Below are 23,785 nucleotides of genomic sequence, written 5' to 3' on the forward strand. Positions count from 1 at the left end.
GCCTCGGCGGCCACAGCCGCACGAGACTGCCCGGGCGTTTCCGGTACGTGGTCCGGTGCGTGGCGACTAGCGGAAAGCGGCGATGTTGCGGGCGACCCAGTCGTCGAAGGGGCGCGGGGCACGGCCGAGGACTCGTTCCACGTCCGGGCTGATGCGCAGTTCGGCCGGGTTCGGGGCGGCGATGATGTCCAGGGTGTCGTCGGCGAGCTCCACCGGTACGAACCGGGTCATCCCGGCCTTGGCCTCGGCGCGGGTGAGTTCGTGGAACCGCACCGGTGAGCCGAGCGCGGCGGCGATCGTCTCCGCCTGCTGACGCGGCGTGATCACCTCCGGCCCGGTCAGTTCGTACACCCCGCCGGAGTGCCGGTCCTCCAGCAGGCAGGCCGCCGCGACCTCGGCGATGTCGGCCGGGTCGACGACCGGCACCCCCACGTCACCGAAGGGTGCGGCGACCGTCCCCTGTGTACGGACGGACTCCGCCCAGGCGAAGGCGTTGGAGGCGAAGCCGCCAGGACGCACGACCGCCCAGTCCAGGCCTGACTCCCGCAACGCGTCCTCCACCGCGCGCATCGCGACCCGCGACGGGCCGAGCGGCCTGGTCGCCACGCCCTGCGAGGACAGCAGGACGACCCGGCGGACCCCCCTGGCCGCGGCCAGGCCGATGATGTCGGCCGGCCTGGCTTCGGGGCCGTGCAGGTCGCCGGACAGCAGGAGGAACAGCGCCTTCGCCCCGTCCCACACGGGTGCGAGGCTTGCCGGCTCGGCCAGGTCGGCCGTCACGTGCCGGACGCCGTCCGGCACCTCCACGGCGCGCCGCGACACCGCCGTCACCTGCTCGCCCGCCTCGGCCAGGGCCTGTGTCAAAGGCCGACCCACATTGCCGGTTGCCCCGGTTACCACGATCATCTTGAGCTCCTGGTCCGTTGTGTGCTGAGGGAGTTGACGCTAGGAGCCGGGCTTACTTTCCGTAAGGACGTACCCGGAGGTAAGCTCCGGACATGAATGAAGGTGTGCAGCTGAGGCAGCCCGGGACGGGCCGTCGGTATGACGTGTTTCACACCGACTGCCCCGCGCGCAACGTGGTCGACCACGTGACCAGCAGGTGGGGCATCTGGGTGCTGATCTCCTTGCGGAGCAACGACCTTCGGTTCTTCGAGCTGCGCGACAGCATCCAGGGCATCAGCGAGAAGATGCTGTCCCAGACCCTGCGCGCATTGGTCCAGGACGGCCTGATCCGGCGGGAGGTCGAGCCGACGACACCGCCCCAAGTCACCTACGGGCTGACCGAGTTCGGCAAGGACCTCGGCGAGCCGCTGACGGACCTGTTCGACCGGATCACACAGCGGCTGCCGCCGAACGGCACGGACTAGCGCGGCAGCCCTCCGCCACGATCGCGGTCGTCCCCGGACACTGGTCGCCATGGATGAGGTCAGGGTCGTCCTCGCCCATGCCGAGCGCGCGACCCTGCGCGTCGGCGACGTGTTCCTGAAGGTGGACACGGACCGGGCACGCACCGACGTCGACCCCGACGTGATCCCCGCGTGGTGGTCGCCCCGAGGCCTGCTGGGCGTTCGCCGGCTGATCGAGCACGGTTTTCCCCTTCCGCACCGGGCTGGTCGATCACGGCGGCCGGGACGCCGGTGGCGGGCGGGCGCGGTCAAATGACCAAACGTTTCTGCACACTTGCGGTCGTTGCTACCGCGGTGGCGACAACCGGTGCTCCGTGCCATGAGGATCGTGGCCGCCCAGACCCACGGCTCGGCCAGGAGGGGGGCTCCCTTCCCACCCGCCCGTCGCCGAGAGCTGCGGCCCGAGGCGCCTTCGGGGGGCCTGCTTCTCCAGAACTGCGGTGAGTGCGGCGACCGTCTCCGTCTGCTGCGCCAGCAGGGCCAGGAGCGTGGATTCCGCCCGGGCCGCGGCCCTGTTGGCCCGTACCTGCTCCGCTTCGGCCAGCGCGGATGCCTCCTGGGCCTGCCGGTAGTGCCCCTGGGCGTCCTCCAGCAGCCTCTCGACGGCCTGACAGCGGGCCACGGCGTCCTGCAGTTCTTCATCGTCGTCGTGCGTCATACCAGGCTCAACGTCTCTGACGCGGCGAGGATGCGGGCTGCGCGCAAGGTGCCCCCTCACCCTGTCGGCGGGGCGGGGAAACGATTCGCCCCGGATCCGTGCGGTGATCGGGCGTCGCCGGGCGCCGGCTCCGGATCGTCACCGGCGTCCGCCGTCGCGGTGGCGCCCTGCGCGGCAGCGGCGTTCAGTACCTCTCGGACGGCTGCGCGCAGGGCGTCGTCGCCGGGGACCGCACCCCAGTGGTCGTCGTGGTGTGCGGGGCGTTCGTCGGCGTCGAGGAGTGCACGCAGGGCCGGCATGGCCGGGGAGACGGAGGCCGGGTCCACGGCGGCGGCTTCGGCGAGGAGCCGCAGCGGTTCGAGGACCGTGGGCCCTGTACTGCCGGGTGGCGGACAGATACCGACGAGTTCGGTCAGGGCCGGGACGACCCGATGGGGGTCCGAGGTGAGCTGCCACAGGCTCCGGACGATCCTCACCGCGTCCAAGGGATTGCGGTGCCTGATCCGTTCTCCGGCGGTGGCACGCAGTTGCCGGGCGACTCGTTCCCTGACGGGAGGGTGGGTGGCGGCGACCTCGGCGAGCAGCACGAGGGCCTCGACGCTTCCCGGGGTCCGGTGGACCGCGAGTGTGCTGCGCGCGGTCAGTTCCAGCAGCGCGGGGAGGACCTCACCGGCATCGCCGGTGACGCGCCACAGGGCCCGGGCCCGTCCCACGGCGCCTCTCGGCGCATCGGGCCGGTGCTGCCGTTCTCCGCGCAGTGCTTCCTGGAGCATCCCGCGCAGCCGCTCCGCCGCCGGCGCGGCGGACGGGCCGAGCGTGACGCAGGCGAGGAGCAGGGTGGGCTCCGCGAGCCGGGGGTCCTGGCCCGGGAAGCCGCTGTTGCCAGGCGGGTGGAGGAGGGCGCGCAGGGGCTCGTCGTCCCCGGTGAGGGCGTGGTACTCGAAGGGGCCGATGCGTGCGAGGTCGTCGCCCCGCCCGGTGATCGGCTTCCCTAGGCGTTCCCGCAGCCGTTCGCGGTGGGCGGCGGCGACAGCACCGGCGCCCGTCCGGTACAGGGCGTGCGCGGCGACCGTCAACCAGCCGTCGGTTTCCAGGAGTTGGATCAGCCGCGGGACGACGTCCCCGCCGTCCTGGTGCCATCGGCGCAGGACGGAGAAGTACGGATGCCGACTGCTCGCCGTCCTCTCGATCCGGGCCAGCAGCGGGTCGAGGAGTACGTCCGTGTGTGCGGCGAAGGGGGCCAGCGCCTCGGTGAAACTGAGCCCGCTGCCGTCCCGGCCGGGGCCGGGCGAACCGGCATGACCCGTGATGAAGCCCCCGTGGCGGGTGAGCAGTTCGGCGAGGTGCGGCACGCAGCGCTCGTCGCCCGTCCGGCTCAGTGCCTGGACCGCGTGCTCCCGTGCGGGTTCGTACGGTTCCACGGCCGGGTCGAGGCGGGTGGCGACCAGGCCGGCCCAAGGGCGCGCCGCGTCCCCGCACATGGCGAGCAGCCGCAGCGCGAGGACACGGTTCTCCGGGCACGGGTCGGTGACGAGCCCGGCGACGGCCGGGAGGAGCTCCGGCACGGCGGAGCGCCAGCGGGACATCAGCCCGGCGGCGACCTTGAGGCCCCCCTCGCGGTGTGCGGTGTCGGGGACTCGAAGCAGCGCGTGCGCGAGGGCGAGCCGTCCGGGCAGGTCGGCTCCCAGCCGCCGGTCGGCCTCGGTGATGACGTCGACGTCCCGGACGACGTACTCGGCAGGTGGGCGGGCGAATGCGGAGGTGAGCAGCGCGTCGGTGGTGACGCGGGCGTAGACGGGGTCGGTGTGTCCCGGCAGGGCGCGGCACAGAGCCTCCACGGCTTCCAGCCGGACGTCGTGCCGGATCGTGTCTTGCCAGTCCAGCCAGGCTTCGACGTCCTCGTCGATGTCGGGCTCTGCCCCCTTTCCCTCGTCGGTCATGCGCCGACGCAGCCATCCGAGCGCCTCTTCACGTCGCCGCGTGGCGTGGCGGGCGAGCTCTCCCACGCCCCGCACGAGTTGTCCCGCCGCCCAGGCGTCCGGCTCCTTCTCGAAGCGGTCCCGGAAGCGCGTGATCAGGGCGTCGGCGTGGGCGGAGGACTGCGCCAGCGCGGTGGCCGCCGAGGCCCGGAGGGTTACGTGGTCGTCGTCGAGCAGCGGCAGCAGCGCTTCGGCGGCACGCTCCCAGGCGGCCGGCCACGCCGGGTCGACGGCGGGCCGCCACCTGCCTTCGAGGATCGGGCCGACCTTCGCGGTGGGGGCGGTGTTGCCCGTAGCGGCGACGGCGGCGATGGTCCGCAGGATCTCGCACCGCACCGTCACCTCCGGGTCACCGGCCGCCTCGACGAGGAACGGCAGCATCTCGGCAGCCGCCGCCCGCACCGAACTGCCGTCGCCGTTGGCCGCGAAGTACAGACTCGTGCAGAGGGAGTCGGCCCTGCTGCGGTCGGCCCCCCAGAGCTCTTCCAGCACCTCGGGGCCGTACCGCTCGGCGGTGTAGGGGTCGATCACCTTCGACCAGTCGACCTGCGCGGCGAGCCGCGCCCTTCGCCGTGCTCCCGCGTCCTGTGACGACATGCCGCCGTATCGCCGCCTCTCGTCAGGAGTGGGGGGCGAGGCCGAGCAAGGGCATGCGCAGGGGGCGGTTTCCGCGCGCCCAGGCTTCGTACACCAGGGTCTCCGGGTCGGTGATCCGCAGGCCGTCGCGGAGTCCGGTCACCGTCATCGCCGCCAGTCGGCGGTAGGCGTCCGAGGGCGAGGGCCAGCTCAGCACGGCCTGCCAGTTGTGGCCGTAGACGGTGTCTTCGGGCTGCCGCCAGCCCGCCTCGGTGATCAACCGGCACCCGGGCTCTCCGGCGCGTACGGCAGGGTCGAGATAGTGGTCGGCGACCAGTTCGGCCTCCACCGTCGCGTCGGTCTGCAGGAACTGTGCGTACCGGCCCGTCGGCCCGCTCTCGCGGAGGATCAGCACCGATCCGGAGGCCAGCGTGGTCAGTTGCTCGGCGAGCCCTTCGGTGAAACCGTCCCAACCCGTCACAGCAGCCCCTCCTCGTCGCTCTCGTCCAGCTGCCGGAGCTCTTCGTCGAGGGCCAGCCGCTTGTTGGTCACCAGCTCCAAGTACACCGAGCTTCCTGTGTGTTCAAGGAGCAGGGTGGTGTCGTCACCGACCCAGTGGATCTCGGCGGGCGTGCCGGGCCTGCGGTCCGTCGGCTCGCCCAGGGCGTCGCCGAGCGCGGTGGCCATCCTGGCGAACGCGTCGAGGGTCCTGGCCCACTGCCCCGTGTGGTCGTAGTCGGTCAGGCGCAGCCGGACGCGCTCGACCATCTTCTCCTGCGGTGTTCTCGCGCGGCGGGACGCCCCGCGGCTGTCCTCCTCGAACCCGGTGTCGAGCACGTCCCATCGAGGCCAGATCATCAGCGCCCGCCGGGTGAGCCCCGGCGTCCGCCTGGCGCTGGGCGTCGCCCCCAGCTCCCAGGTGCAGTCCAACGACCGCAACCGTGCCGCGAGTTCGGCCACCTCGACATCGCTCAACGCGCGCCATTGCGTCATACGCAGCCGGAGGAACGGCGCCCGCACGGGCCCGTCCCCCCATCCCCCTCACCCTCTACGCGGGGCCGGCCCCGCACACCTCTGATCCCGCCGATCCTGGCACACCACCGGTGGGACGCGTCCGGCGCGGGGTCCAGTACTCCTACGGTCCGGCGCTCGGCCACCTGCCGCGGTCCGCCCGGACGAATGCCCCGGTGCAGCGGTGCCCGGCCTGACCGTGGCCGAATCGCGCACCCGTCCAGCATGTGGACTACCCGGAATCGGCCAGAGACTTTTCTAGAAACCGTCTCTACATCGACCGTCCCGCTGGGCCACACTCGGTCGTGGTCAGCCACGAGTGTGATCACCCAACAACCCCTGAGATCAACCGTGTTGTGTCCTCGGATACGAGGCCACCACCATCCGGCCCACCAGAGGACTGCTGATGAGACGAGTCCGGCCCGCCTGGGCCGCGCGAGCGAGGGCGGTGGCCGCCACGCTGGTCGCCGCGTTCCTCGTGCTGACGACACCCGCCGCGCACGCCGACGCCCCCGCGCCACCGGAGCTGACCGACGGCTTCGGCCTGAGCCAGACCGCGGCCAGTGCCGGTAGTGCCACGAACTTCGTGATCACCGTGAAAACGCCCCAGGTCTCCGGCGAGCACCGCATCCGGATCCTGCTGCCCGCGGGCTACGCGGACAACCCGACCAGGCGCTACCCGGTGTTCTACTTCCTGCACGGGGCCTCCGACGGTCCGGGCAATCCGGCCCTGGCCTACCCCGCGCTCACCGCGGCGCAGTCGATGATCACGGTCATCCCCGACGGGGGCCTCAGGGGCTGGTACACCAACTGGCTCGACCAGAAGACCGCCGCGGGCGCGCAGAACTGGAAGAACTTCCACCTCAACCAGGTGATCCCGTTCATCGACGCCAACCTCCGCACCCTCGCCACCAAGGAGGGGCGCGCCGTCGGCGGTCTGTCGATGGGCGGCTTCGGTGCCCTGCACTACGCCCAGAGCAGGCCCGAACTCTTCAGCCAGGTCGCCACGCTCTCCGGAGCCAACGACCTGTCCCGCAACCACGCCGTCATGCGCGGTGCGGTCGTCGGCACGCTGACCAACGTCGGCGCCGTGCTCTGCGGGGCCGCGGGCGCCAACTGCAGCCTCAACTTCGGCCCCACGGTGTCGAGCGACGCGATCTTCGGCACGCCGTATCCGGTGTTCGACGCCGACTGGCGCTGGAACGCGGCCGACCCGTCCTCGCACATGGGCGCACTGGCTGGAATGAAGGTCTCCATCTACACCGGCAACGGCAACGGCGAGGCCGCCAACCCGGAGTTCTGGGTCCAGTCGGCCGCCGAGCACGCCAGGGACGGCCTGGACGCCCACAAGATCCCGTACCACTACGTGAACTACGGCAACGGGGCGAACTGGGGCGACAACTGCAAGGGCGGCCACACCAGCGGCTGTTGGGCCCAGGACTTCGTGGACCTCGTACCGCGTCTGGAAGCGGGATTCGCCGCCTCCTGACCCCGCCGCCGCCCGGCGGCGCCCCCATCGACCGCCCATGGACACACCCACCCGAATCAAGAAGAGGAACCGACCTGTGCCCACGATCCAAGCCCACCCTCCGAGACCGCAGGCCACCTCCTACCTGCGAATGATCGCCGCGGCCCTCATGGCGTGCTGCATCGCTCTGGGACTCACCGTGTCCTCGGCCCCGGCGGCCGAGGCCCGTACGAACGACAACTGCGGCACCCCGCTGCAGTGCCTGACCCTCAAGTCGCTGGGCAACGGCCGCGCCCTCGACGTGCAGAACGGCTCGCGCGACGACGGCGCCATCATCGTCACCAACACGGCGCCGGGCCACCACCAGTCCTGGCGTCTGAACGTCGACCGCACGGACTCGGCCTTCGCCATCGTCAACAACACCACGGGCAAGTGCATCGACGTCGGCTGGCCCGCGCTGCGCCAGCAGACCTGCCGGGGCCAGAAGAGCCAGAAGTGGTACTTCCACCCGGTCAACGGGAGCAAGAGCGCGTTCATGATCCGGAACGAGAGCGACGGCTCCTGCCTCGACCTCGTGGCCAACGCCCAGTACGACGACGCCTGGACCGGCAAGTCCAACTGTCACGGCAAGCCGAACCAGCAGTGGACCGCTGCCGACGGCGCCTGGGACCTCGCCGTCGACCACGGCGCCAAGCAGTGCCAGAGGGACACCTCGACCTGCTCCTGGGCCACCGTGAGCGAGGCCCCCGCGGCTCCCCTGCCCACTGTCTGCGCCTCTTCCGTCTGGTACAACAACACCGGCGGCGAGATCACCCAGTCCTTCGGCGTGAACGAGACGACCGGCTGGTCGAGCTCGATCGGAAGCGAACTGTCGGCGAACCTCGCGGGCGGCGCCGCACCCGCCCTCCAGGCAGGTGTGACCTCGGGGGTGTCCTTCCAGAGCATCTGGACGGGTTCCAAGAGCGTCGACAACAGCGTCGTGGTGCCCGTCCCCGCAGCACACTACGGCTGGGTCACGCTGTCGATCCTGGCGCGGAAGGTGACCGGCACCTGGACGTTCGACGCGCGCGGCATTCCGTGGAAGGCCGAGGACGTCGTGACCGTGCCGCTCAAGTCCGACCCCAAGGGCGGCGCGACCCTCTACGTCGCGAACACGAGCCCGACGTTCACGTCCTGCGTCTGACCCCTGGCGGCGTTTGACTCATGACGGCCCGCGCAGGTGACGGCCCGTGTACGTGACGGCCCGCGCCTGCGCGGGAGGGGGTCGGCCCACGGGGGGCCGGCCCCCTTCCTGTCGTAGGGTCTCGTGGGGTCGGCGCTGGGCGGCAGCACGCTCACCGGCCCCCGGGATCCGTGACCTGCGAGACGCACCGGCCTGGCTCCCGGTGAGCTACAGAGCGAGCATCGTCGCCGCGACCTGGCCGACGGCAGCGTCGGGAATCGTGGTCGCGGCCTCTTCGAGCACGAGCAGCCGCGCACCGGGAATCTCGCGCGCGAGCGCCTGACCGTTGCCGACCGGGAAGAACGGGTCGCGGCGACCGTGCACCACGAGCGTCGGCAGCGCGAGCCCGGGCAGGCGCTCGCGCCAGCGCGGCTTGCAGTCGAGCCTGGCGAACACCGTTCCCAGCTGGTTGGCCATCTGCACCGCGTGCTCGGTGCCCGGCGTACGGTCGAAGATGCGCCCGGCGGTCGCGCGCGCCGCGGCGGGATCGTCGCCGAGGGTCTCCGCGCCCGCTGCGGCGAACTCCGCCACGGCAGCCCGGTCGGACCAGTCGGGCATCGGGAGCGCGAACCGCCGCTTCATCGTCGCCGCGTCGTGATCGGGCAGGTCGGCGTCGACCAGGCCCGGTGCGACAGGCCGTGTCCCGGCGAGGGTGAGCGCCGAGAACGCGTCCGGGTGGTCGAGCGCGGCGACCTGGGCGACCATCCCGCCGACGCCGATGCCTGCCAGGTGCGCCGGCCGGTCGTCGAGTCCGCGGGCGAGCGCGGCGGCGTCGTCGGCGAGGTCGCGCAGCGTGTACGCCGGTGCCTCGGGGTCGACGGTCGTCGACGCGCCGCAGTCGCGCAGGTCGTAGCGCGCCACGTGCCGCCCGCCGCGCGCGAGCGCCTCGCAGAGGGCGTCGGGCCAGGAGAGCATGGTCGTGCCTCCGACGAGCAGCACGAGGGGCGCCGCCTCGTCCCCGAAGTGCTCGACCCCCAGCGTGACGCCGTCGGGCGTGCGGAACGGGCGGACCGTCGAATGCATCGTCAACCTCCAGGACAGCTACGTCACCGCGGTGATGGATCCTACGAGGATGCCCGGGAATGTCCAGGACTGCGCCCGGCCGGACTGCTTCCACCACCGGCCGCGCGTCCGGCAGCGCCTCGGCCAGGTCGCCCCTCCACCCTCCCGTCCTGTCCCCTCCCGTCCTGTCCCCCCTTCCGCCCCCTCCTCTCCCGTCGTCCGACGAGCCGCGGTGGGCCATCCGGGCCATGCACGGGACCGGCCTGTGTCACCCGCGCTCCCCCGTCGGCCCGGCACCTACGCTCACCGCGTCCACCGCCGCTCCCCGGGCCCGCGCCGCGCCCACCTCCTCAAGGAGTTGTATGAGTTCCGAAGCTCCGCAGCCGGATCACTCCCCACAACTCTCCGGCTCGCTGCGCAGTGCCGGGACGCTGCTGCGCCACGGGAAGCTGTGGCTGGCTCCGGGGGTGCTCAGCGCCCTGGTCGCGCTGGTGCTCTCGTTGCTGTACATGGGCAGCATCCTCACTCCGGAGGGCAGTCTGGACCGCATGCCGATCGCCCTCGTGAACCAGGATTCGGGCAAGCCGCTGCCCGGCGCGAAGCAGAACCTGGGCACTGGGCTCAGCGCCCGGATCGTCTCCTCCACGCCGTCCGGCGATGTGCAGTGGCGTCGGCTCAGCCGTGCGGCGGCTCAGGACCAGCTGGCTTCGGGCAAGGTCTACGGAGCCCTGGTCGTTCCCGCCGACTTCACGGCATCGGTGCGCTCGCTGTCCGGCACGCGGGCCGCCCGGCCGACCCTGACCGTGCTCACCAACCCGGGCATGGGCAGCCTCGGTTCGTCGCTGGCCGCCCGGATCAGCCAGCAGGCCGCCCACCAGGCATCGCTGGCTCTCGGCAAGCAGCTCACCGCCACCCCCGAGCTCGCGGCATCCGGTTCCGCGGCCCGCCTGCTGTTCGCCGACCCGGTAGCCGTCACCACCGAGCCCGGCCATCCCATCGGGACACACAGCGGAATGGGGCTGAGCGCCTTCTACTACGTTCTCCTGCTCGTCCTCGCAGGGTTCCTGGGCGGCAACATCGTCCACAACGCCGTCGACACGGCGCTCGGTTACGCCGACGCGGAGATCGGCCCCTGGCACTCCCGGCACCCCACCGTGCCGATCAGCCGCACGCAGACCCTGCTGCTCAAGATGACCATGACCGCGGTGCTGTCGGTGCCCGTCACCGCGCTGGTCATGCTCGCCTGCATCGCCGTCCTGGGCATGGACGCGTCCCATCTGCCGATGCTGGCCCTGTTCTCGTACTGTTCCTGCCTGAGCGTGGGCCTCGGTGTGCAAGCGATCAACGCGGCGTTCGGCAGCATCGGCCAGATCGTGTCGATGTTCGTCTTCATCGCCCTGGCCCTGCCCTCCTCCGGGGCGACCATCCCGTTGGAGGCCGTGCCGGGCTTCTACCGGTTCCTCGGCGCTTTCGAACCGATGCGCCAACTCGTCTCGGGCGTCAGGTCGATCCTGTACTTCGACGCCCGCGGCGACGCCGGCCTCACCCGTGGCTGGATCATGATCGCCGTCGGCGTCGTCGCTGTTCTCGCCTTCGGCTTCCTCATGACCCGGTATTACGACCGCAAGGGCCTGCACCGGATGGTTCCCCAGCAGAACTGACACACCGTAGAACCCCCGAGTGCGCCTGCGACGTCCCGAGTCCGTCCGCGCAACTGCGTCGGCTCAGGAACGGTGCGGTGTGCGGGGGTGCTCCAGCAGGGTGGGGAAGGTGCCGATGGCGTCGAGCGCCATGGAGAGTTCGGCGACGACCTTCGGGTCGTCCAGGGGGCCGCGCAGGAACTCTTCCAGGCGGTTCATGCGGTAGCGCACCGTGTTCTGGTGGCAGTACAGGGCGCGCCCCGCCGCAGCCGCCGATCCGCGTGCGTCGAGCCATGCCCGGGCGGTCGCGAGCAGGGTGGTGCGGTCGTCCTCGGGCAGGGACAGCACGCTGCCGAGAATGCGGTTCACGGCACGCTGTGTGGTCTGCAGGTTGTTGATCACCAGTTCCGTCAGCGGTGTGTCGTCGAGCTGGCGTACCGCGGCGGCGCCGGGAGGCAGGGACTCCAGCGCGACCTGGGCGTACCGCAGTGCGCGGTCCGTCTGGTCGAGCCGGTCGTAGAGCGGGCTGACGCCCACGCGGCCCGTCGCCGCACCCCGTACGGCTTCCAGAATCCGTTCCACCGGCTGCTGCCGTGAGCAGGAGAGCACACCGGTCTCGGAACTGGGCTGCGCACGCCACGCCGATCCGACGTCGAGGGCGCGCAGCCGGCTGTCCAGCCCCGGCAGGGTCGGATCGCTGGCGGTGATGCCCTCGGCCGTCACGACGAGAAAGGCACCCTGGAACGGGAAGTCGAGCATGCGTGCGACCTCCCACACGGTGTCGCTGTTCGACGAGGGCCCGTCGATCAGCTCGCCGACCAGGGCGGAGCGGCGCCTGTCGATCTCGACCATCCGCTCCGCGAGGCTCTCACGATAGGCGTCGGTGACGGCCGTGGACTGCGCGTCCGAGATCTCCCACACGTGCGCCGCCGTCTCCAGGAGGGCTTCGGGCGCATCACCGCCCAACTTCCTCGCCTCGCACAGGAGTTGCTCCCAGAGGTAGCGCGCGCCCAGGCGGTAGGCGTGCAGGATCTCCGGCAGAGGTACGTTCTGCAGGGCGCGCTTGCGGCCGGTCGCGGTGGGTCCTGACACGTCGAGCTCGGGCGAGTGGGGGTCGGCCAGGTGGCTGAGGGAGTTCTGGAAGTTGTGGCGCATCGATGCCCGGAGGTCCTCCGGGCCTACGACCAGGGTCCGGTAGAGCGCGACGTTCTCGTAGGTCAGGTCGGCCATCTCCGCGGCGATGGTATCGATCCTGCCCAACAGTGTCTTGGCGAGTTCGGACACCAGGAGTCTGGGAGCTGTCACATACACAGGGCCGACCCTAGGGCAGCGCCAGGCCCGCGAACCTGCCAACGACCCAATCCCTTTGCGGTCGTTGTCGGCGGGGACAGAAGCCCTTGTCGGTCAGGACATGGCGCCGGAGGGTCTCCGTGGCAAGGATCGCCACGTTGCCGGACGACTCCACGCACGAAGGTGAACTGTCTTGAGTAATCTCGCCACTGCCCTGACGGAAGCGGCTCAGCGGTACCCGCAGCAACGGGCGGTACGGCTCGACGACAGAGCCCTGACCTTCGCCGAACTGGACGAGTACAGCGCCCGCGTGGCCGGCGGACTGCTCGCCCACGGAGTTCGCCCCGGCGATCGGGTGGGGCTGAGCCTGCACCACTCCTGCGCCTACCCCGTCCTCTACTTCGGAGCCCTCCGCGTCGGGGCGGTCGTCATGCCCCTGTACTTCCAGACCCGGCGGGGTGCGCCGCGGCCCCGCAAGGACTCGTCCGGCACGCGGCTGGTGTTCGCGTCGGACGCTGCGGACAGGGCCCGGGAGGCGGCGAAGGGTGACACCACGTATCTCCCGGTGGGCCCTGACTTCCTCGACCAGGTGGCCTTCTGGCCCTACCGCCCCGGCGTGGTGCATCGCGCCGACGGAGATCCGGCGGTGACGCTCGGCGCGGGCGAGTCGGCGGTGAAGCCGCAGGCCACCACGCTCACGCATGCCTTTCTGCGGGTGAACGCGCGCGTGACCGCACGGACGCTCCGCGACGAGCCGGCCGAGGAAGCGGCCGACGAGCCGGAGAGGGTGCCGGCCTTCTCCTCCACCGGTCGGGCCTACGGCCTCAACGCGGCGATCCTCGCCGGAGCGTGCCTGCCCGCGGGAGCGGCGCAGCCCGCACCGGCCGCCCGCACCGAGCGGGACGCGCCGACCGACGTGTGGTCCGCGCTCCTGGGCGGCGGTGAACGTTGACACTGTGGCGGCAGGTCCTGGCCGCGCTCACGGACGACACTCTCGACGACGACGACCGCGCAGCCGTCGTGGCGCACGGCGCCGCCCAGATCGCCACCGGGTGTGCCGACAGGGGGCAACCTCCCACGGTCGAGGAGGTCATGACCGTGGCCTTCGAGGAGTTCGCGCTCCTCATCGATGCCGACCAGGCCCGTACCGCTCTCCGTGCCTGCCGGAGCACGCCCCGCACCCGCACCGTCACCAGCGCATCGCGGTGAAGTCGACGGGGCGGGGCCGGAGTTCCCGGGTGCGCGCCGCCAACTGCCGCAGCCGCTGGGCCATGTCGTCGCCGGGGAGGTGCCGGCGGTCGCCGTGGCCCGGCAGCAGCCACTCGAAGCGCAGCAGGTGGGCGGTCCGGGCCAGGGAGGCGGCCAGCTCCTCGATGGAGTACCAGGTGACGTTGTCGGCCACCTCGATGTCTGCTGTCGTGCGCGACCAGTAGAAGCTGTCGCCGCTGAAGCAGTACCGCTCGTCCGCGACGTAGAGCACGCTGCCCCGCGTGTGTCCGGGAAGGGGAAAGGCGATGACCCCTTCGGCGATCTCCGCAGGGTCGGTGCCACGGAGCACGCGGTCGGCGTCCGGGGCGGCATCGAGGTCGCCCTCGTGGATCCACAGCCGGGCGCCGAAACGATCGGCGTAGCGACGGCCGTGCGCGGCGTGGTCGCGGTGGGTGAGCAGGACGTCGGTGACGGGGCCCAGCGCCTCGTGGCGCGCGGCCAGCGAAGTGCTCCAGCGCGGCGTGTCCACCATCATCACGGTGCCGTCGGCGCGGCGTAACAGGTAGGAGTTGGCCCCCGCGGTCTGCGGGGAGTTGTGCCCGCACAGGTGCACGGTGTCGTCCAGCGCCAGCGGGAAGGGGTCCGGTGCCGCATCCAGTCGCCCGCCCGGGGGACGGATCGACCGGGTGGGACAGGCGTGCGCAGCCGTGTGGAACTGCCGGATCTCGCTGTCGCCGTGCGGCTGGCGCAGGACGACCGAGCGGCCCCCTGCCTCACCGATCAGGCCGGGGGCCAACTGCCGGGCGACGTCGCAGTTCATGCAGCGCTCGTCCACCTGCCAGCCGCCCTCGATCCGTTCGTCTCCCATGGTCCACTCCCTTTCGCACGGCGCCCGCCGACCGGGCGCCCGCTCTCAGGGGTATCGCGCGCCGTGCGAAAAGTGGAAGGGGGTAAGGATCTTGTACTTGCGTCACCACCCTGTTCTGAGGGGAGTTTTAGGGACTCTTATCCATATTTTTCCAGCAGCCTTTCCTACGGTGGCGGCGTCGCGTCGGCGGCCCTGCGGCGCCACGCCCGCGCCTGGCGGGCGTACCCCTGCCGTTCCGAGAGCTCCGCCAGCCGGGTCATCGCGCCTACGTGGCCGGCCGCGGCTGCCTTCTCGTACCAACCCTGCGCCGCGTACAGGTCACCGCCCAGTTCCTTGGAACGCCCCAGTGCCAACAGCGCGTTGACGTCGCCCTTCCCGGCGCGCTCCAGCAGCAAGCTTTCGAGCTCGGCGAGCATCTCGGAGCCGCTGAGCAGTGCGGCGAGCCGGCGCCCGCCCTCGTCGTCGCCTGCGCCGGCCGACCTGCGGTACCAGGACTTCGCCGCCTCCCTGTCGCCCTGTTCCAGGGCCAGGGCTCCGAGGGCGTTCATCGCGGCGGTGGAGCCTCCGGCCGCTGCCCGGCGGGCCCACTGTTCGGCCTCGGCGGCCTCGCCCCGTCGGTACAGCAACTGCCCGAGGGCGTACGCGGCGTCGGCGAGACCGGCCTCGGCGGCCCGACGGAACCAGCCCTCGGCCTCGGTGTCGGCTCCCCGCTCCTGGCACAGGGACCCGAGGACGGCCATCGCGTTCGCATTGCCTCCCTCGGCCGAACGCCGGTACCAGCGGTCGGCCTCGACATTCTCCCCCCGCGACCGCAGGAGGTATCCGACCATCTCCATCGCGCGTACGTGCCCCGCGCCGGCGGCCTCCCGCAGCAGCGGCTCGGCCTCGGCGTGCCGTCCCCACTCGTGGAGCAGCACGCCGAGGGTGACGGTGGCGTCGGGATGCCTCTTCTCGGCCGCCAGGCGCAGCCACCTTTCACTGCCGGTCCGGTCCTGGCGCGTACTCAGATACAGGCCGTACCGGAACATCGCCACGGCGTCCCCGGCCTCGGCGGCCTCACGAAGGCTCCCGGCCCCTTCACCGCGCCCCTTTTTCCTCGAACTCCCCCGCACGGACATCCCCCTTGAGATCACTGGCACTTGGCCGTTCCCCGCTGGTTCACGACGATGGCACGAACATGTCTTCCCACGAACATGCCTTCCCATGATGGTGGTCCGACTGCGCGACGGTTACCTGTGAGGAAGCATCAGCCGAACACCCTCGCATCCTGAACACCGGCCGCCCACGGCTGCGCGGCTGCTCGACGCCCCCGACCTGCGCCGGGTCGCAGGCCCGGGAGGGGTGTCAGGTGCTGATGGTGGTGACGGCGTCGACGCCGTAGGTGCGGGCGTAGCCGTTCTCGGTGCCGACGAGGAGGTCGACGACCGTGAAGTAGCGGTCCCAGAAAGGGGTTTCGCGCAGGGCGTCGATGAGGAGCTGGTAGGCGTCGTGGTCGTCGGCCTCCCAGACCCAGACGTCGGTGACGCGGGTGGAGTAGAACTCCGTGTCGTAGAAGCGTGAGCGGACGCCGGTGGTCCTGGCCTTGATCGCGGGGACGACCTCGGTGGCGAAGGCGCTGACGCGTTCCTGGGGGGTCATGGCGAGCCACTCGGGCGTGGTCTTGATGAGCATGAACGCCGTGACCGGCGGTGTGGTGGTTTCAGCGGGCATGACGGGTGCCTTCCGGGAGGACTGCGGGCTTGAGGGTCTGGGCGCACCAGAGTGCGAAGGTGGTGGGGGAGCTGGTGGCCGGGGTACGGGGGACGCCTGCGTCGAGGCCCTCGTTCTTGGCCCTCTTCATGTCGACGACGCCCCGGGCGAACGCCTCGTGGAGGCCGAGGCCGAGGAGGTCGGTGTGCAGCTCGTCCAGCGGCCGGCGTGCGTAGCGGACGGGGCGGCCGAGTTGTTCGGTCATGATGCGGGCCAGGTCGTTGCGGGAGAGGTCCTGGGGTCCGAGGACGGGGACGCTGTCGCTGCCCGACCATGAGCGGTTCAGCAGCAGTCCGGCGGCGACGGCCGCGATGTCGGCGACGGCGGCGAGGGGTGCTCGGCGGTCCGCGTCGAGGGTGTCGGTGAAGACGCCTGTCTCCCGGATCGTGTCGGCGTCCTCCAGAAGGTTCTCGAAGAAGGACGGGCTGGCCAGGGCGCGGTAGGCCACGCCGGTGTCGGTGATGAGGTCGTCCATCGCGAGGGAAGCGGTGACGAGCCCGGCGCGGTGGGCGACCGGGGTGCCGCGGCCGAGCGCGGAGACGCCGACGACATGGCCGGTCCCGTGGGCGACGAGGGCCTTCGCCGCGGGCCGGGTGAAGCCGCGGTAGGCGTCCTCGGGGGCCAGGGACGCGTCCGGGGGGACCAGCCAGAACACCGCGTCGGCGCCCTCGAAGGCGCGGTCGACGACCTCGGCGTCGCCGTGCGAGCCGGTGATCACCTCGACGCGGTCGCGCACCGCGTCGGGCAGCCGGGCGGGGTCACGTGCGACTACGCGCAGTTCCTCGCCGTGGGCGGGGGCTGATTCCAGGAGCAGGGGCAGCAGATGGCGGCCGATGTTCCCGGTGGGAGCGGTAATGACGATCATGGAATCCTCGGGGGTCGTGCCGGATCGGGACGACCCTCATCCTGTGGAGGACCCTGGTGTTGCCACAATGGGAACTTCAGCACGGGATCATTGCCTGAAATGGAACAACGCCCATGAGCAGCAGCGCAGAGCCTGTCATCGACGCCAATCTCGCCGTCGCGTTGGACGCGTTGCTGGCCGAGCAGAGCGTCACTCGTGCCGCTGCCCGGCTGCACACGTCGCCCGCCGCCATGAGCCGCACGCTCGCCCGGCTGCGGCGCATCCTCCAGGACCCCCTGCTGGTGCGGGCCGGGCAGACCATGGTCCCCACGCCCCGTGCCCAGGCCCTGCGCGAGGAGACTGCCGCGGTGGTGCGCCGCCTGGGAGCGCTGCTGGCTCCTGGTGCCGGCGTCGATCCCGCCGTCCTGCGCAGCACCTTCACCCTCCAGACGGCAGACCTGGTCAGCGCGGCGCTGGCACCCGGGATGCTGGAGCTGGCCCGGCAGGAGGCACCGGGGATCTCGTTGCGGTTCCGGGCCGAGGACCTGGAAGCAGGACCGGCGCTGCGCGACGGCCGGATCGACCTGGAGATCGGGTCCATCGGCCATGTGGACCCCGAGACCCTGGTCGAAGAACTGGTCACCCTGCGGATGGCGGCGGCCGTCCGGCCCGGCCACCCGCTCACCGAAGGGGCCCTGACCCCGGACCGGCTCGCTGCCGCCGAGCACGTGGTGGTGAGCCGCCGCGGCCGGTTCACCGGTCCCCTGGACACGGCTCTGGCCGAGCGGAACCTCCGTCGGCGCGTCGCTGTCGTCCTTCCCAGCCACATGGCCGCGATGATCCTCGCCGCCCGCAGTGACATCGTCTGTCTCGTCCCCGCCGCACTCCCCGGCGGGGTTCCCTCCCCCCTCACCGACGCTGCCACTGCCCTGGGCCTTCGCCTCCTCGACATCCCCCTGCCCCTGCCGCCGCTGACCATCGGCATGGCGTGGCACCCCCGCCACTCGGCCGACGGAGGCCATCGCTGGCTCCGCGACGCCGTTCGCCGGGCCCTTCACGCACCCGGGGGTCCGACTGCCTGACGTCACGTGCCGTCCGTCGAGCCGCCCGGCCGTGCTCGTCCCCGCCCGTCCCCCGAAGGGCGGGCGCCCGGACGGCAGTTCAGCCGGAACCGGTCTCTTGACATGGTCGAATGCACTCGATCTACTCCCTGGCAGCGCCGCTGCCGAGTACTCGGCACAGAGGTACGCCCAGCCGGTGGTTGGCCTCGGCCACGAGTCCGGCCCGAGTCGCCAGGACACCCTTTCCGGGGTCCGAGGCGGGGCCGTGCCCTCCACGGCTGGAGCGCACCGATGAGCGTCGAGCTGCGCCCTCTGCAGCCCCGCCTTCCCGGCCACCGCCGTAACCCGGCGCCCCGCGCGCGAGGCCCCCTTCCCCGCTCCGGCTTCCCCTTATATGTTTCGCCGCCCGCCCTGTGACGGTGTCGGCCCGACGCAGGGCGCCCGACCCCCTGGAGGTAGCGATGACAGCAGTCCCCCGAGCGCCCGGCGCGCTGTCGCGGCGCGGCGTGCTGCGTGCCGGCGGTGCCGGAGCGCTCGTGGCGGCCGGTGGTGCCGTGACCGGCTGCGCCGCAGGCACCTCCGACGGGGTCGGTGGCGACGGCCGCGTCACGATCCAGATGTGGCACGGCCAGAACGACATCGCCGCCAAGGTCCTCGCGAGCCTGGGCGCCGAGTTCGAGCGCACCCACCCGGACATCCGCGTGGACATGGGCGGCGGAGTACTGGCCGACGCCATGCTGCAGAAGATCACCGCGGCGCTCGCTGCCGGCTCCTATCCCGACATCGCCTACGTCTTCGGCTCCGACCTGGCGAGCGTGGCCCGCAGCCCGCAGGTGGTCGACCTGACCGGGCACGTGCGGCAGGGGCCGACGCCGTGGCGCAACTACCACGCGCCGGCCCGGGAGGCCGTCACCATCAACGGCCGGGTCCGCGCGGTGCCCGCACTCCTCGACACCCTGGCCGTGGTCTGCAACAAGAAGGTGTTCGCCGAGGCCGGGGTCGACCTGCCCGAGGCGGGCTGGACCTGGCAGGAGTTCACCGACACCGCGCGCCGCCTCACCGACCCGGCCAGGGGGCGGTTCGGCACCAGCTGGCCCGGCACCGGCAACGAGGACACCGTGTGGCGGCTGTGGCCGCTGGTGTGGGACCTGGGCGGCGACGTCATCGCCGGGGACGGGCGGAGCATCGGCTTCGAGAAGGAGGGTGCCCGCGCCCTTGAGGTCCTCCAGGACCTGGTGCGCGACAAGAGCGTCTACATCGATCCCAAGCCCAGCAGCGAGCAGATGTACCAGGTCTTCCTCTCCGGCCGGATGGGCATGGTGACGACCGCCCCCTGGCAACTGCCGGACATCCGGGAGGCGAAGGTCGACTACCACGTCGCCCCGCTGCCCAGCTTCAGCCGGCGCCCCATGACCATCTCGGGCCCCGACACCTGGACGCTCTTCGACAACGGCGAGGCCCGTACGAAGGCCGCGCGCACCTTCGTCACCTGGCTGACCCAGCCCGCCCAGGACAGCCGCTGGGACGTGGAGGCGGGCAGCCTGCCGCTGAGCCGCCGCAGTGAGGAGGTCCCGGCCTGGCGGGAGTACTCCACCCGTACGCCCGGCCTGTCCGTGTTCACCGAAGCGATCCGCTCCGCGCGCGTACGGCCCGTGCACCCGGCCTACCCCCGTGTCTCGCGCGCCCTGGGCCAGGCCGTCGTCGCCGTGCTGCTGGGCCGCAAGAGCCCTGCCGACGCGGTGCGCTCGTGCGCCGAGGAGTCCAACGCCGCCCTGCTGATCCCACGCTGAGGACCTGACATGCCCCGACTTCCCACACCGCTGACCCTGCCGCGGGACCGTCAGGACCCGCGTGCCCTGCGCCGCAGGCGCCGCCGGGAGGCCGCCACGGCCTGGGCGTTCATCTCGCCCGCCGTACTCGTCATACTCGGCCTGAGCGTGCTGCCGGTCGTCTGGTCACTGCTGCTGTCCTTCCAGGTCAACGACCTCGTCACGCCCAGCCGTTGGGTGGGCCTGGACAACTACCACGCCCTGCGGCAGGACCCGAACTTCCACCAGGCCGTGCGGAACACGGTCGTCTACACCGCTCTCTACGTGCCCCTGAGCATCGCTTTCGGACTCGCCCTCGCCCTCGTCCTGAACCGGCGGATCCGCTTCGTCGGGCTCTACCGGACGCTGTTCTTCGTACCGTTCGTCATCTCCGCCACCGCGCAGGGCGTGCTGTTCTCCTTCGTCTTCGACCCGGAGTTCGGCGCGGCCAACTCCGTCCTGCACCACTTCGGCATCTCGCCCCAGGGCTTCCTCACCGACCCCGCGCAGGCACTGCTCGTCCTGGTGGTCATCACCGTGTGGAGCGGCACGGGGCTGTGCACCGTCATCTACCTGGCGGCGCTGCAGGACGTACCGCAGTCCCTGGTCGAGGCCGCCCGGCTGGACGGCGCGGGACGGCTGCGGATCCTGCGGCACGTGACGCTGCCCGCTCTCACACCGGTCAGTGTCTTCCTGCTGCTGTGGCAGACCATCCAGGCCCTCCAGGTCTTCGACCTCGTCTACGTGACCACCAAGGGCGGGCCGCTCGGCTCGACCACGGTGATCGTCTACTTCATCTGGGAGCAGGCCTTCAAGGAGTTCACCGCCGGGTACGGAGCGTCCGCCGCCTACGTCCTCGCCCTGGCGCTGGGCGTCCTGGCTGTCCTGGCCGTCGTGGTGCGCATGGTCCGCCGCGAGCGCGCCCCTCGTACGAAACGCGCACGCACCCCTCGTACGAAAGCAGCCGCCTCATGAGCGCGACCACGACCGACCCCACGCGTGTCACCTCCCGCCCGGCGGCGGCACCGGCCGCCCGGCGCCGTCTGCGCCTTCCGTTCAGCGCCTGGCATCTGCTGCTCGGGCCGCTGGCCGCGCTGTTCGCAGTGCCGCTGATGTGGCTGGTGCTCAGCTCGCTCATGAGCGACGCCGAGATCAACCGCTTCCCGCCCGCCCTCTGGCCCTCGAAGATCGACTTCGGTGGGTACAGCTACGTACTCGGCAACGCCATGTTCCCGCGCTGGCTGCTGAACTCGGCGATCGTCTCCTCGGTCGCCGTCACGTCCAACCTCGTGTTCGGCGTGCTCGGCGGGTACGCGTTCGCCCGGATGCGCTTCGCCGGTTCACGGGCGCTGCTCGTACTGATGCTGGCGACGATGGCGATCCCGTTCCAGCTCACGATGATCCCGACGTTCCTGGTCATGAAGAAGCTCGGGCTCATCGACACGCTCGGCGCGCTGATCGTGCCCTCGCTCGTCACGCCGTTCGCGGTGTTCCTGCTGCGGCAGTTCTTCCTCTCGCTGCCCAGGGAACTGGAGGAAGCCGCCTGGATCGACGGCTGTTCCCGGCTGCGGGTCATCCGCTCGATCGTCCTGCCCCTCGCACGGCCCGCCCTCGCCACCGTCGCGGTGCTGACCTTCCTGACCACGTGGAACGACCTGACCTGGCCCCTGATCGCCATCAACCACGACACCCAGTACACGCTGCAACTGGGCCTGACCACCTTCCAGGGCCAGCACCACACCCGGTGGTCCGCGGTGATGGCGGGCAACGTCCTGACGGTGCTTCCGGTGCTGATCGCGTTCCTCCTCGCACAGAAGGCCTTCATCCGCTCGGTCACTTCGAGCGGCCTCAAGGGCTGACCGCCCGCCGCCGGGCCCGCCCGGGACGAAGCCCCCGCCCACCCCTCTCCCCTCGGAGCGCGTACGCCATGACCCCACCCAAGATCACCTTCGTCGGCGCCGGCAGCGTCGTCTTCACCCAGGGGCTGCTCGCCGACCTCTTCGCCTTCCCCGAGCTGAAGCACGCGCACATCGCCCTGCACGACATCGACGCCGAGCGGCTGGCCACCGCCGAGGCCGCGGCCCGCTGCATCGCGCGCGAACTGGGCGCCGCCGCCCACATCAGCGCCCACGCCGACCGCCGCGCAGCCCTGGCCGGCGCCGACTTCGTCATCAACACCGTGCAGATCGGCATGGTCGGGTCCACCCGTACCGACTTCGACGTCCCCGCCCGCCACGGGCTGCGCCAGACCATCGGCGACACCCTCGGCGTCGGCGGCATCTTCCGCGCCCTGCGCACCTTCCCCTTCCTCAAGCGACTCGGCGCGGACATCGCCGAACTCTGCCCCGAGGCCTGGCTGCTCAACTACACCAACCCCATGGCCATGAACATCCAGTACCTCACCGAGGCCACCGGCCTGACCAAGGTGGTCGGCCTGTGCCACTCGGTGTACTGGACCATGCGGGACCTGGCCGAGCTGGTGAACGTCCCCTACGAGGAGATCACCTACCGGGCCGCGGGGGTCAACCACCAGGCCTGGGTGCTGCGCTTCGAGCACCGGGGCACCGACCTCTACCCCCGCCTCGACGAACTCGTCGCGAAGGACGAGCAGTTGCGGCGCCGGGTGCGTGTCGACATGTACCGGCGGCTCGGCTACTACCCGACCGAGACCAGCGAGCACTCCTCGGAGTACGTGCCCTGGTACCTGCACCACGACAGCGAGATCGACCGGCTGCGCCTCCCCGTCGGCGCCTACCTCGGCATCGTCGACGAGAACGTCGCCGAGTACCACCGCACCCGCGACGCCCTCGCCGCCGGGGACCCGCTCACCGTCGAGGGCACCATGGAGTATGCCCCGCAGATCATCCACAGCATGGTCACCGGCACCCCGCGCACCGTCTACGGGAACGTCCCCAACAGCGGCCTGATCGACAACCTCCCGGCCCACGGCGTGGTCGAGGTGCCGTGCCTGGTCGACGCGGCGGGCGTCCAGCCGACCCGCGCCGGGGCCCTGCCGCCGCAGCTGGCCGCCCTCAACCGCACGTATCTGAGCACGAACGACCTCGTCGTACGCGCCGCCGTCGACGACGAACCGCGGCACATCCGGCACGCGGCCATGACCGATCCGGCCACCGCGGCCACCCTGACCGTGGACCAGATCTGGCGGCTCTGCGACGACATGGTCCGCGCGCACGCCGACCTCCTCCAGCCGTCGCTGCGGGTCGCGCTGTCCGACGACTGACCCCTCACCCCGGCATGGGCCGGCGGCGCCGCCCTGCTCACGGACGGATGTCCTGGCCGCGCACGAACGGAGCCGCCCGAGTGCACCTCCAGGGCAAGACCGTGCTCACGGTCGCCCTGTCACGAGCCGTTTCACCGACGCGTCCGGCGGGGGCCCGGCTTCAGGGCAGGCGACAGACCCAGACAGGACCGAGCCAGGGTTCACAGACCGGCTCGGGCGGGGGCGTGGGCTCAACGGGATCCGATTCGACGGGAGTTGGCTCGACAGGAGTGGGTTCAACGGGCGTCGGCTCGACCGGCGTGGGCTCCACGGGGGTCGGCTCCACCGGAGTCGGCTCCACCGGAGTCGGCTCCGCGACGGGTTCCTGCGTTCGCGCCGGGGGCGTTGCCTCCGCCGCCGGCGGTGCGGGTGCCTCGGGTGCGGGCGTTTCCGGAGCGGGCGCAGCCGGATCAGGTGCGGCCGGATCAGGTGCGGCCGGCGCCTGCGGCGGGGCCTGCGGGGCCGGTACGGATACGGGTGCCCGCTCCTCGCGCTGCTCCGGAGTCCGGGGCGCACCCTCAGCCACCGGTACCGGCTTCCGCTCCGGCCGGGCGGCCGGGGGCTCGGGCCTGGGCGCGGGCATCTCGCTCTCCACCGTCGCCGTACGCTGCTGCGGCACCGGCGCGTCCGCGCCGCCGAGTATCAGCCCGGTCGCGACCGCGGCGGCGGCCACCGACGCGGCCACCGCACCGACCAGGGCCGCGGGGGCCT

Annotated in this window: 22 protein-coding genes and 2 pseudogenes; 13 read left to right on the forward strand and 11 right to left on the reverse strand. The window is 71.6% G+C overall.

What is annotated here, in order from left to right; genetic code table 11:
* Nucleotides 1-66 precede the first annotated feature (66 nt).
* Entirely contained in the window at nt 67-906 is an 840-nt protein-coding gene (locus ACWGIG_RS20115; protein ID WP_453322982.1) for an SDR family oxidoreductase, read from the reverse strand.
* 92 nt (nt 907-998) lie between these two features.
* Between ACWGIG_RS20115 and ACWGIG_RS20120 the strand changes: the two genes are divergently transcribed.
* Nucleotides 999-1,370, forward strand: coding sequence for a winged helix-turn-helix transcriptional regulator (locus tag ACWGIG_RS20120; protein WP_453322983.1), 372 nt, complete (start codon nt 999-1,001; stop codon nt 1,368-1,370).
* 49 nt (nt 1,371-1,419) lie between these two features.
* Nucleotides 1,420-1,536 (forward strand): annotated as a pseudogene (locus ACWGIG_RS20125) (aminoglycoside phosphotransferase family protein); the annotation flags it as partial.
* A gap of 159 nt (nt 1,537-1,695) precedes the next feature.
* Here the strand turns inward: ACWGIG_RS20125 and ACWGIG_RS20130 are convergent.
* From ACWGIG_RS20130 to ACWGIG_RS20145, 4 genes are read right to left on the reverse strand one after another with little or no spacing between them, the layout of a single operon-like run.
* The gene (locus ACWGIG_RS20130) at nt 1,696-2,067 is read right to left on the reverse strand and encodes a hypothetical protein (protein ID WP_453322984.1); all 372 of its coding nucleotides are present in this window, start codon (nt 2,065-2,067) and stop codon (nt 1,696-1,698) included.
* Between the two features lie 56 nt (nt 2,068-2,123).
* Nucleotides 2,124-4,643, reverse strand: a complete 2,520-nt coding sequence (locus tag ACWGIG_RS20135; RefSeq protein WP_453322985.1) for a hypothetical protein — start codon at nt 4,641-4,643, stop codon at nt 2,124-2,126.
* 22 nt (nt 4,644-4,665) lie between these two features.
* A complete protein-coding gene (locus ACWGIG_RS20140) occupies nt 4,666-5,103 on the reverse strand; it encodes a TY-Chap domain-containing protein (protein ID WP_453322986.1) in 438 nt (145 codons plus the stop codon).
* Nucleotides 5,100-5,597 carry a DUF6301 family protein gene (locus ACWGIG_RS20145; RefSeq protein ID WP_453322987.1) on the reverse strand — a complete coding sequence of 166 codons (498 nt, stop codon included), beginning with the start codon at nt 5,595-5,597 and terminating at the stop codon, nt 5,100-5,102. The genes ACWGIG_RS20140 and ACWGIG_RS20145 overlap by 4 nt, the downstream gene beginning before the upstream one ends.
* Before the next feature lie 442 nt (nt 5,598-6,039).
* On the opposite strand from ACWGIG_RS20145, the gene ACWGIG_RS20150 reads away from it, so the two are divergent.
* Nucleotides 6,040-7,122: an alpha/beta hydrolase gene (locus tag ACWGIG_RS20150; RefSeq protein WP_453322988.1), complete on the forward strand. Its 1,083-nt coding sequence runs from the start codon at nt 6,040-6,042 to the stop codon at nt 7,120-7,122.
* 76 nt (nt 7,123-7,198) lie between these two features.
* Nucleotides 7,199-8,284: an RICIN domain-containing protein gene (locus ACWGIG_RS20155; RefSeq protein ID WP_453322989.1), complete on the forward strand. Its 1,086-nt coding sequence runs from the start codon at nt 7,199-7,201 to the stop codon at nt 8,282-8,284.
* A 207-nt stretch (nt 8,285-8,491) separates the two neighbouring features.
* Here ACWGIG_RS20155 and ACWGIG_RS20160 read toward each other — a convergent pair whose 3' ends face one another.
* Complete coding sequence (locus tag ACWGIG_RS20160; protein ID WP_453322990.1) at nt 8,492-9,346, reverse strand: alpha/beta fold hydrolase; 855 nt, start codon at nt 9,344-9,346, stop codon at nt 8,492-8,494.
* A 341-nt stretch (nt 9,347-9,687) separates the two neighbouring features.
* Here ACWGIG_RS20160 and ACWGIG_RS20165 point away from each other — a divergent pair, with 341 nt between their 5' ends.
* A complete protein-coding gene (locus ACWGIG_RS20165) occupies nt 9,688-10,986 on the forward strand; it encodes a YhgE/Pip domain-containing protein (protein WP_453322991.1) in 1,299 nt (432 codons plus the stop codon).
* Between the two features lie 63 nt (nt 10,987-11,049).
* Here the strand turns inward: ACWGIG_RS20165 and ACWGIG_RS20170 are convergent, their stop codons facing one another.
* On the reverse strand, nt 11,050-12,270 hold the full coding sequence (locus ACWGIG_RS20170) for a helix-turn-helix domain-containing protein (protein WP_453322992.1): 1,221 nt from the start codon (nt 12,268-12,270) through the stop codon (nt 11,050-11,052).
* Between the two features lie 178 nt (nt 12,271-12,448).
* Here ACWGIG_RS20170 and ACWGIG_RS20175 point away from each other — a divergent pair, with 178 nt between their 5' ends.
* Nucleotides 12,449-13,207 carry an AMP-binding protein gene (locus ACWGIG_RS20175; RefSeq protein WP_453322993.1) on the forward strand — a complete coding sequence of 253 codons (759 nt, stop codon included), beginning with the start codon at nt 12,449-12,451 and terminating at the stop codon, nt 13,205-13,207.
* Nucleotides 13,204-13,464 (forward strand): hypothetical protein, encoded by a 261-nt coding sequence (locus tag ACWGIG_RS20180; RefSeq protein ID WP_453322994.1) that lies wholly within the window; start codon nt 13,204-13,206, stop codon nt 13,462-13,464. Before ACWGIG_RS20175 ends, ACWGIG_RS20180 begins: the two co-directional genes overlap by 4 nt.
* On the opposite strand, the gene ACWGIG_RS20185 is transcribed toward ACWGIG_RS20180, so the two are convergent.
* The 4 genes from ACWGIG_RS20185 to ACWGIG_RS20200 all read right to left on the reverse strand — a co-directional run bounded on the left by ACWGIG_RS20185 (nt 13,445) and on the right by ACWGIG_RS20200 (nt 16,946).
* Nucleotides 13,445-14,332, reverse strand: a complete 888-nt coding sequence (locus ACWGIG_RS20185; protein ID WP_453322995.1) for a 4Fe-4S domain-containing protein — start codon at nt 14,330-14,332, stop codon at nt 13,445-13,447. The genes ACWGIG_RS20180 and ACWGIG_RS20185 overlap by 20 nt on opposite strands.
* 164 nt (nt 14,333-14,496) lie before the next feature.
* Nucleotides 14,497-15,360: a tetratricopeptide repeat protein gene (locus ACWGIG_RS20190; RefSeq protein WP_453322996.1), complete on the reverse strand. Its 864-nt coding sequence runs from the start codon at nt 15,358-15,360 to the stop codon at nt 14,497-14,499.
* 316 nt (nt 15,361-15,676) lie between these two features.
* A complete protein-coding gene (locus ACWGIG_RS20195; protein WP_453322997.1) occupies nt 15,677-16,042 on the reverse strand; it encodes a darcynin family protein in 366 nt (121 codons plus the stop codon).
* Nucleotides 16,032-16,946 (reverse strand): NAD(P)H-binding protein, encoded by a 915-nt coding sequence (locus ACWGIG_RS20200; protein ID WP_453322998.1) that lies wholly within the window; start codon nt 16,944-16,946, stop codon nt 16,032-16,034. Before ACWGIG_RS20200 ends, ACWGIG_RS20195 begins: the two co-directional genes overlap by 11 nt.
* A 113-nt stretch (nt 16,947-17,059) precedes the next feature.
* On the opposite strand from ACWGIG_RS20200, the gene ACWGIG_RS20205 reads away from it, so the two are divergent.
* The 6 genes and pseudogenes from ACWGIG_RS20205 to ACWGIG_RS20230 form a co-directional block, all read left to right on the forward strand.
* Nucleotides 17,060-18,007, forward strand: coding sequence for a LysR family transcriptional regulator (locus tag ACWGIG_RS20205; protein ID WP_453322999.1), 948 nt, complete (start codon nt 17,060-17,062; stop codon nt 18,005-18,007).
* 440 nt (nt 18,008-18,447) lie between these two features.
* Entirely contained in the window at nt 18,448-19,776 is a 1,329-nt protein-coding gene (locus ACWGIG_RS20210) for an ABC transporter substrate-binding protein (RefSeq protein ID WP_453323000.1), read from the forward strand.
* A 9-nt stretch (nt 19,777-19,785) separates the two neighbouring features.
* On the forward strand, nt 19,786-20,769 hold the full coding sequence (locus tag ACWGIG_RS20215; protein WP_453323001.1) for a carbohydrate ABC transporter permease: 984 nt from the start codon (nt 19,786-19,788) through the stop codon (nt 20,767-20,769).
* Nucleotides 20,766-21,653: a carbohydrate ABC transporter permease gene (locus ACWGIG_RS20220; protein ID WP_453323002.1), complete on the forward strand. Its 888-nt coding sequence runs from the start codon at nt 20,766-20,768 to the stop codon at nt 21,651-21,653. Before ACWGIG_RS20215 ends, ACWGIG_RS20220 begins: the two co-directional genes overlap by 4 nt.
* A gap of 68 nt (nt 21,654-21,721) precedes the next feature.
* Nucleotides 21,722-23,035 carry an alpha-galactosidase gene (melA, locus tag ACWGIG_RS20225; RefSeq protein ID WP_453323003.1) on the forward strand — a complete coding sequence of 438 codons (1,314 nt, stop codon included), beginning with the start codon at nt 21,722-21,724 and terminating at the stop codon, nt 23,033-23,035.
* 269 nt (nt 23,036-23,304) lie between these two features.
* Nucleotides 23,305-23,785 (forward strand): annotated as a pseudogene (locus tag ACWGIG_RS20230) (hypothetical protein); the annotation flags it as partial.

The organism is Streptomyces sp. NPDC054863, from assembly GCF_053610825.1.

Coding starts and splice junctions, on each gene's coding strand:
- ACWGIG_RS20115 (WP_453322982.1), bottom strand. CDS start 906: ATGATCGTGGTAACCGGGGCAACCGGCAATGTGGGTCGGCCTTTGACA.
- ACWGIG_RS20120 (WP_453322983.1), top strand. CDS start 999: ATGAATGAAGGTGTGCAGCTGAGGCAGCCCGGGACGGGCCGTCGGTAT.
- ACWGIG_RS20130 (WP_453322984.1), bottom strand. CDS start 2,067: ATGACGCACGACGACGATGAAGAACTGCAGGACGCCGTGGCCCGCTGT.
- ACWGIG_RS20135 (WP_453322985.1), bottom strand. CDS start 4,643: ATGTCGTCACAGGACGCGGGAGCACGGCGAAGGGCGCGGCTCGCCGCG.
- ACWGIG_RS20150 (WP_453322988.1), top strand. CDS start 6,040: ATGAGACGAGTCCGGCCCGCCTGGGCCGCGCGAGCGAGGGCGGTGGCC.
- ACWGIG_RS20160 (WP_453322990.1), bottom strand. CDS start 9,346: ATGCATTCGACGGTCCGCCCGTTCCGCACGCCCGACGGCGTCACGCTG.
- ACWGIG_RS20165 (WP_453322991.1), top strand. CDS start 9,688: ATGAGTTCCGAAGCTCCGCAGCCGGATCACTCCCCACAACTCTCCGGC.
- ACWGIG_RS20185 (WP_453322995.1), bottom strand. CDS start 14,332: ATGGGAGACGAACGGATCGAGGGCGGCTGGCAGGTGGACGAGCGCTGC.
- ACWGIG_RS20190 (WP_453322996.1), bottom strand. CDS start 15,360: ATGTTCCGGTACGGCCTGTATCTGAGTACGCGCCAGGACCGGACCGGC.
- ACWGIG_RS20195 (WP_453322997.1), bottom strand. CDS start 16,042: ATGCCCGCTGAAACCACCACACCGCCGGTCACGGCGTTCATGCTCATC.
- ACWGIG_RS20200 (WP_453322998.1), bottom strand. CDS start 16,946: ATGATCGTCATTACCGCTCCCACCGGGAACATCGGCCGCCATCTGCTG.
- ACWGIG_RS20205 (WP_453322999.1), top strand. CDS start 17,060: ATGAGCAGCAGCGCAGAGCCTGTCATCGACGCCAATCTCGCCGTCGCG.
- ACWGIG_RS20210 (WP_453323000.1), top strand. CDS start 18,448: ATGACAGCAGTCCCCCGAGCGCCCGGCGCGCTGTCGCGGCGCGGCGTG.
- ACWGIG_RS20215 (WP_453323001.1), top strand. CDS start 19,786: ATGCCCCGACTTCCCACACCGCTGACCCTGCCGCGGGACCGTCAGGAC.
- ACWGIG_RS20220 (WP_453323002.1), top strand. CDS start 20,766: ATGAGCGCGACCACGACCGACCCCACGCGTGTCACCTCCCGCCCGGCG.
- melA (WP_453323003.1), top strand. CDS start 21,722: ATGACCCCACCCAAGATCACCTTCGTCGGCGCCGGCAGCGTCGTCTTC.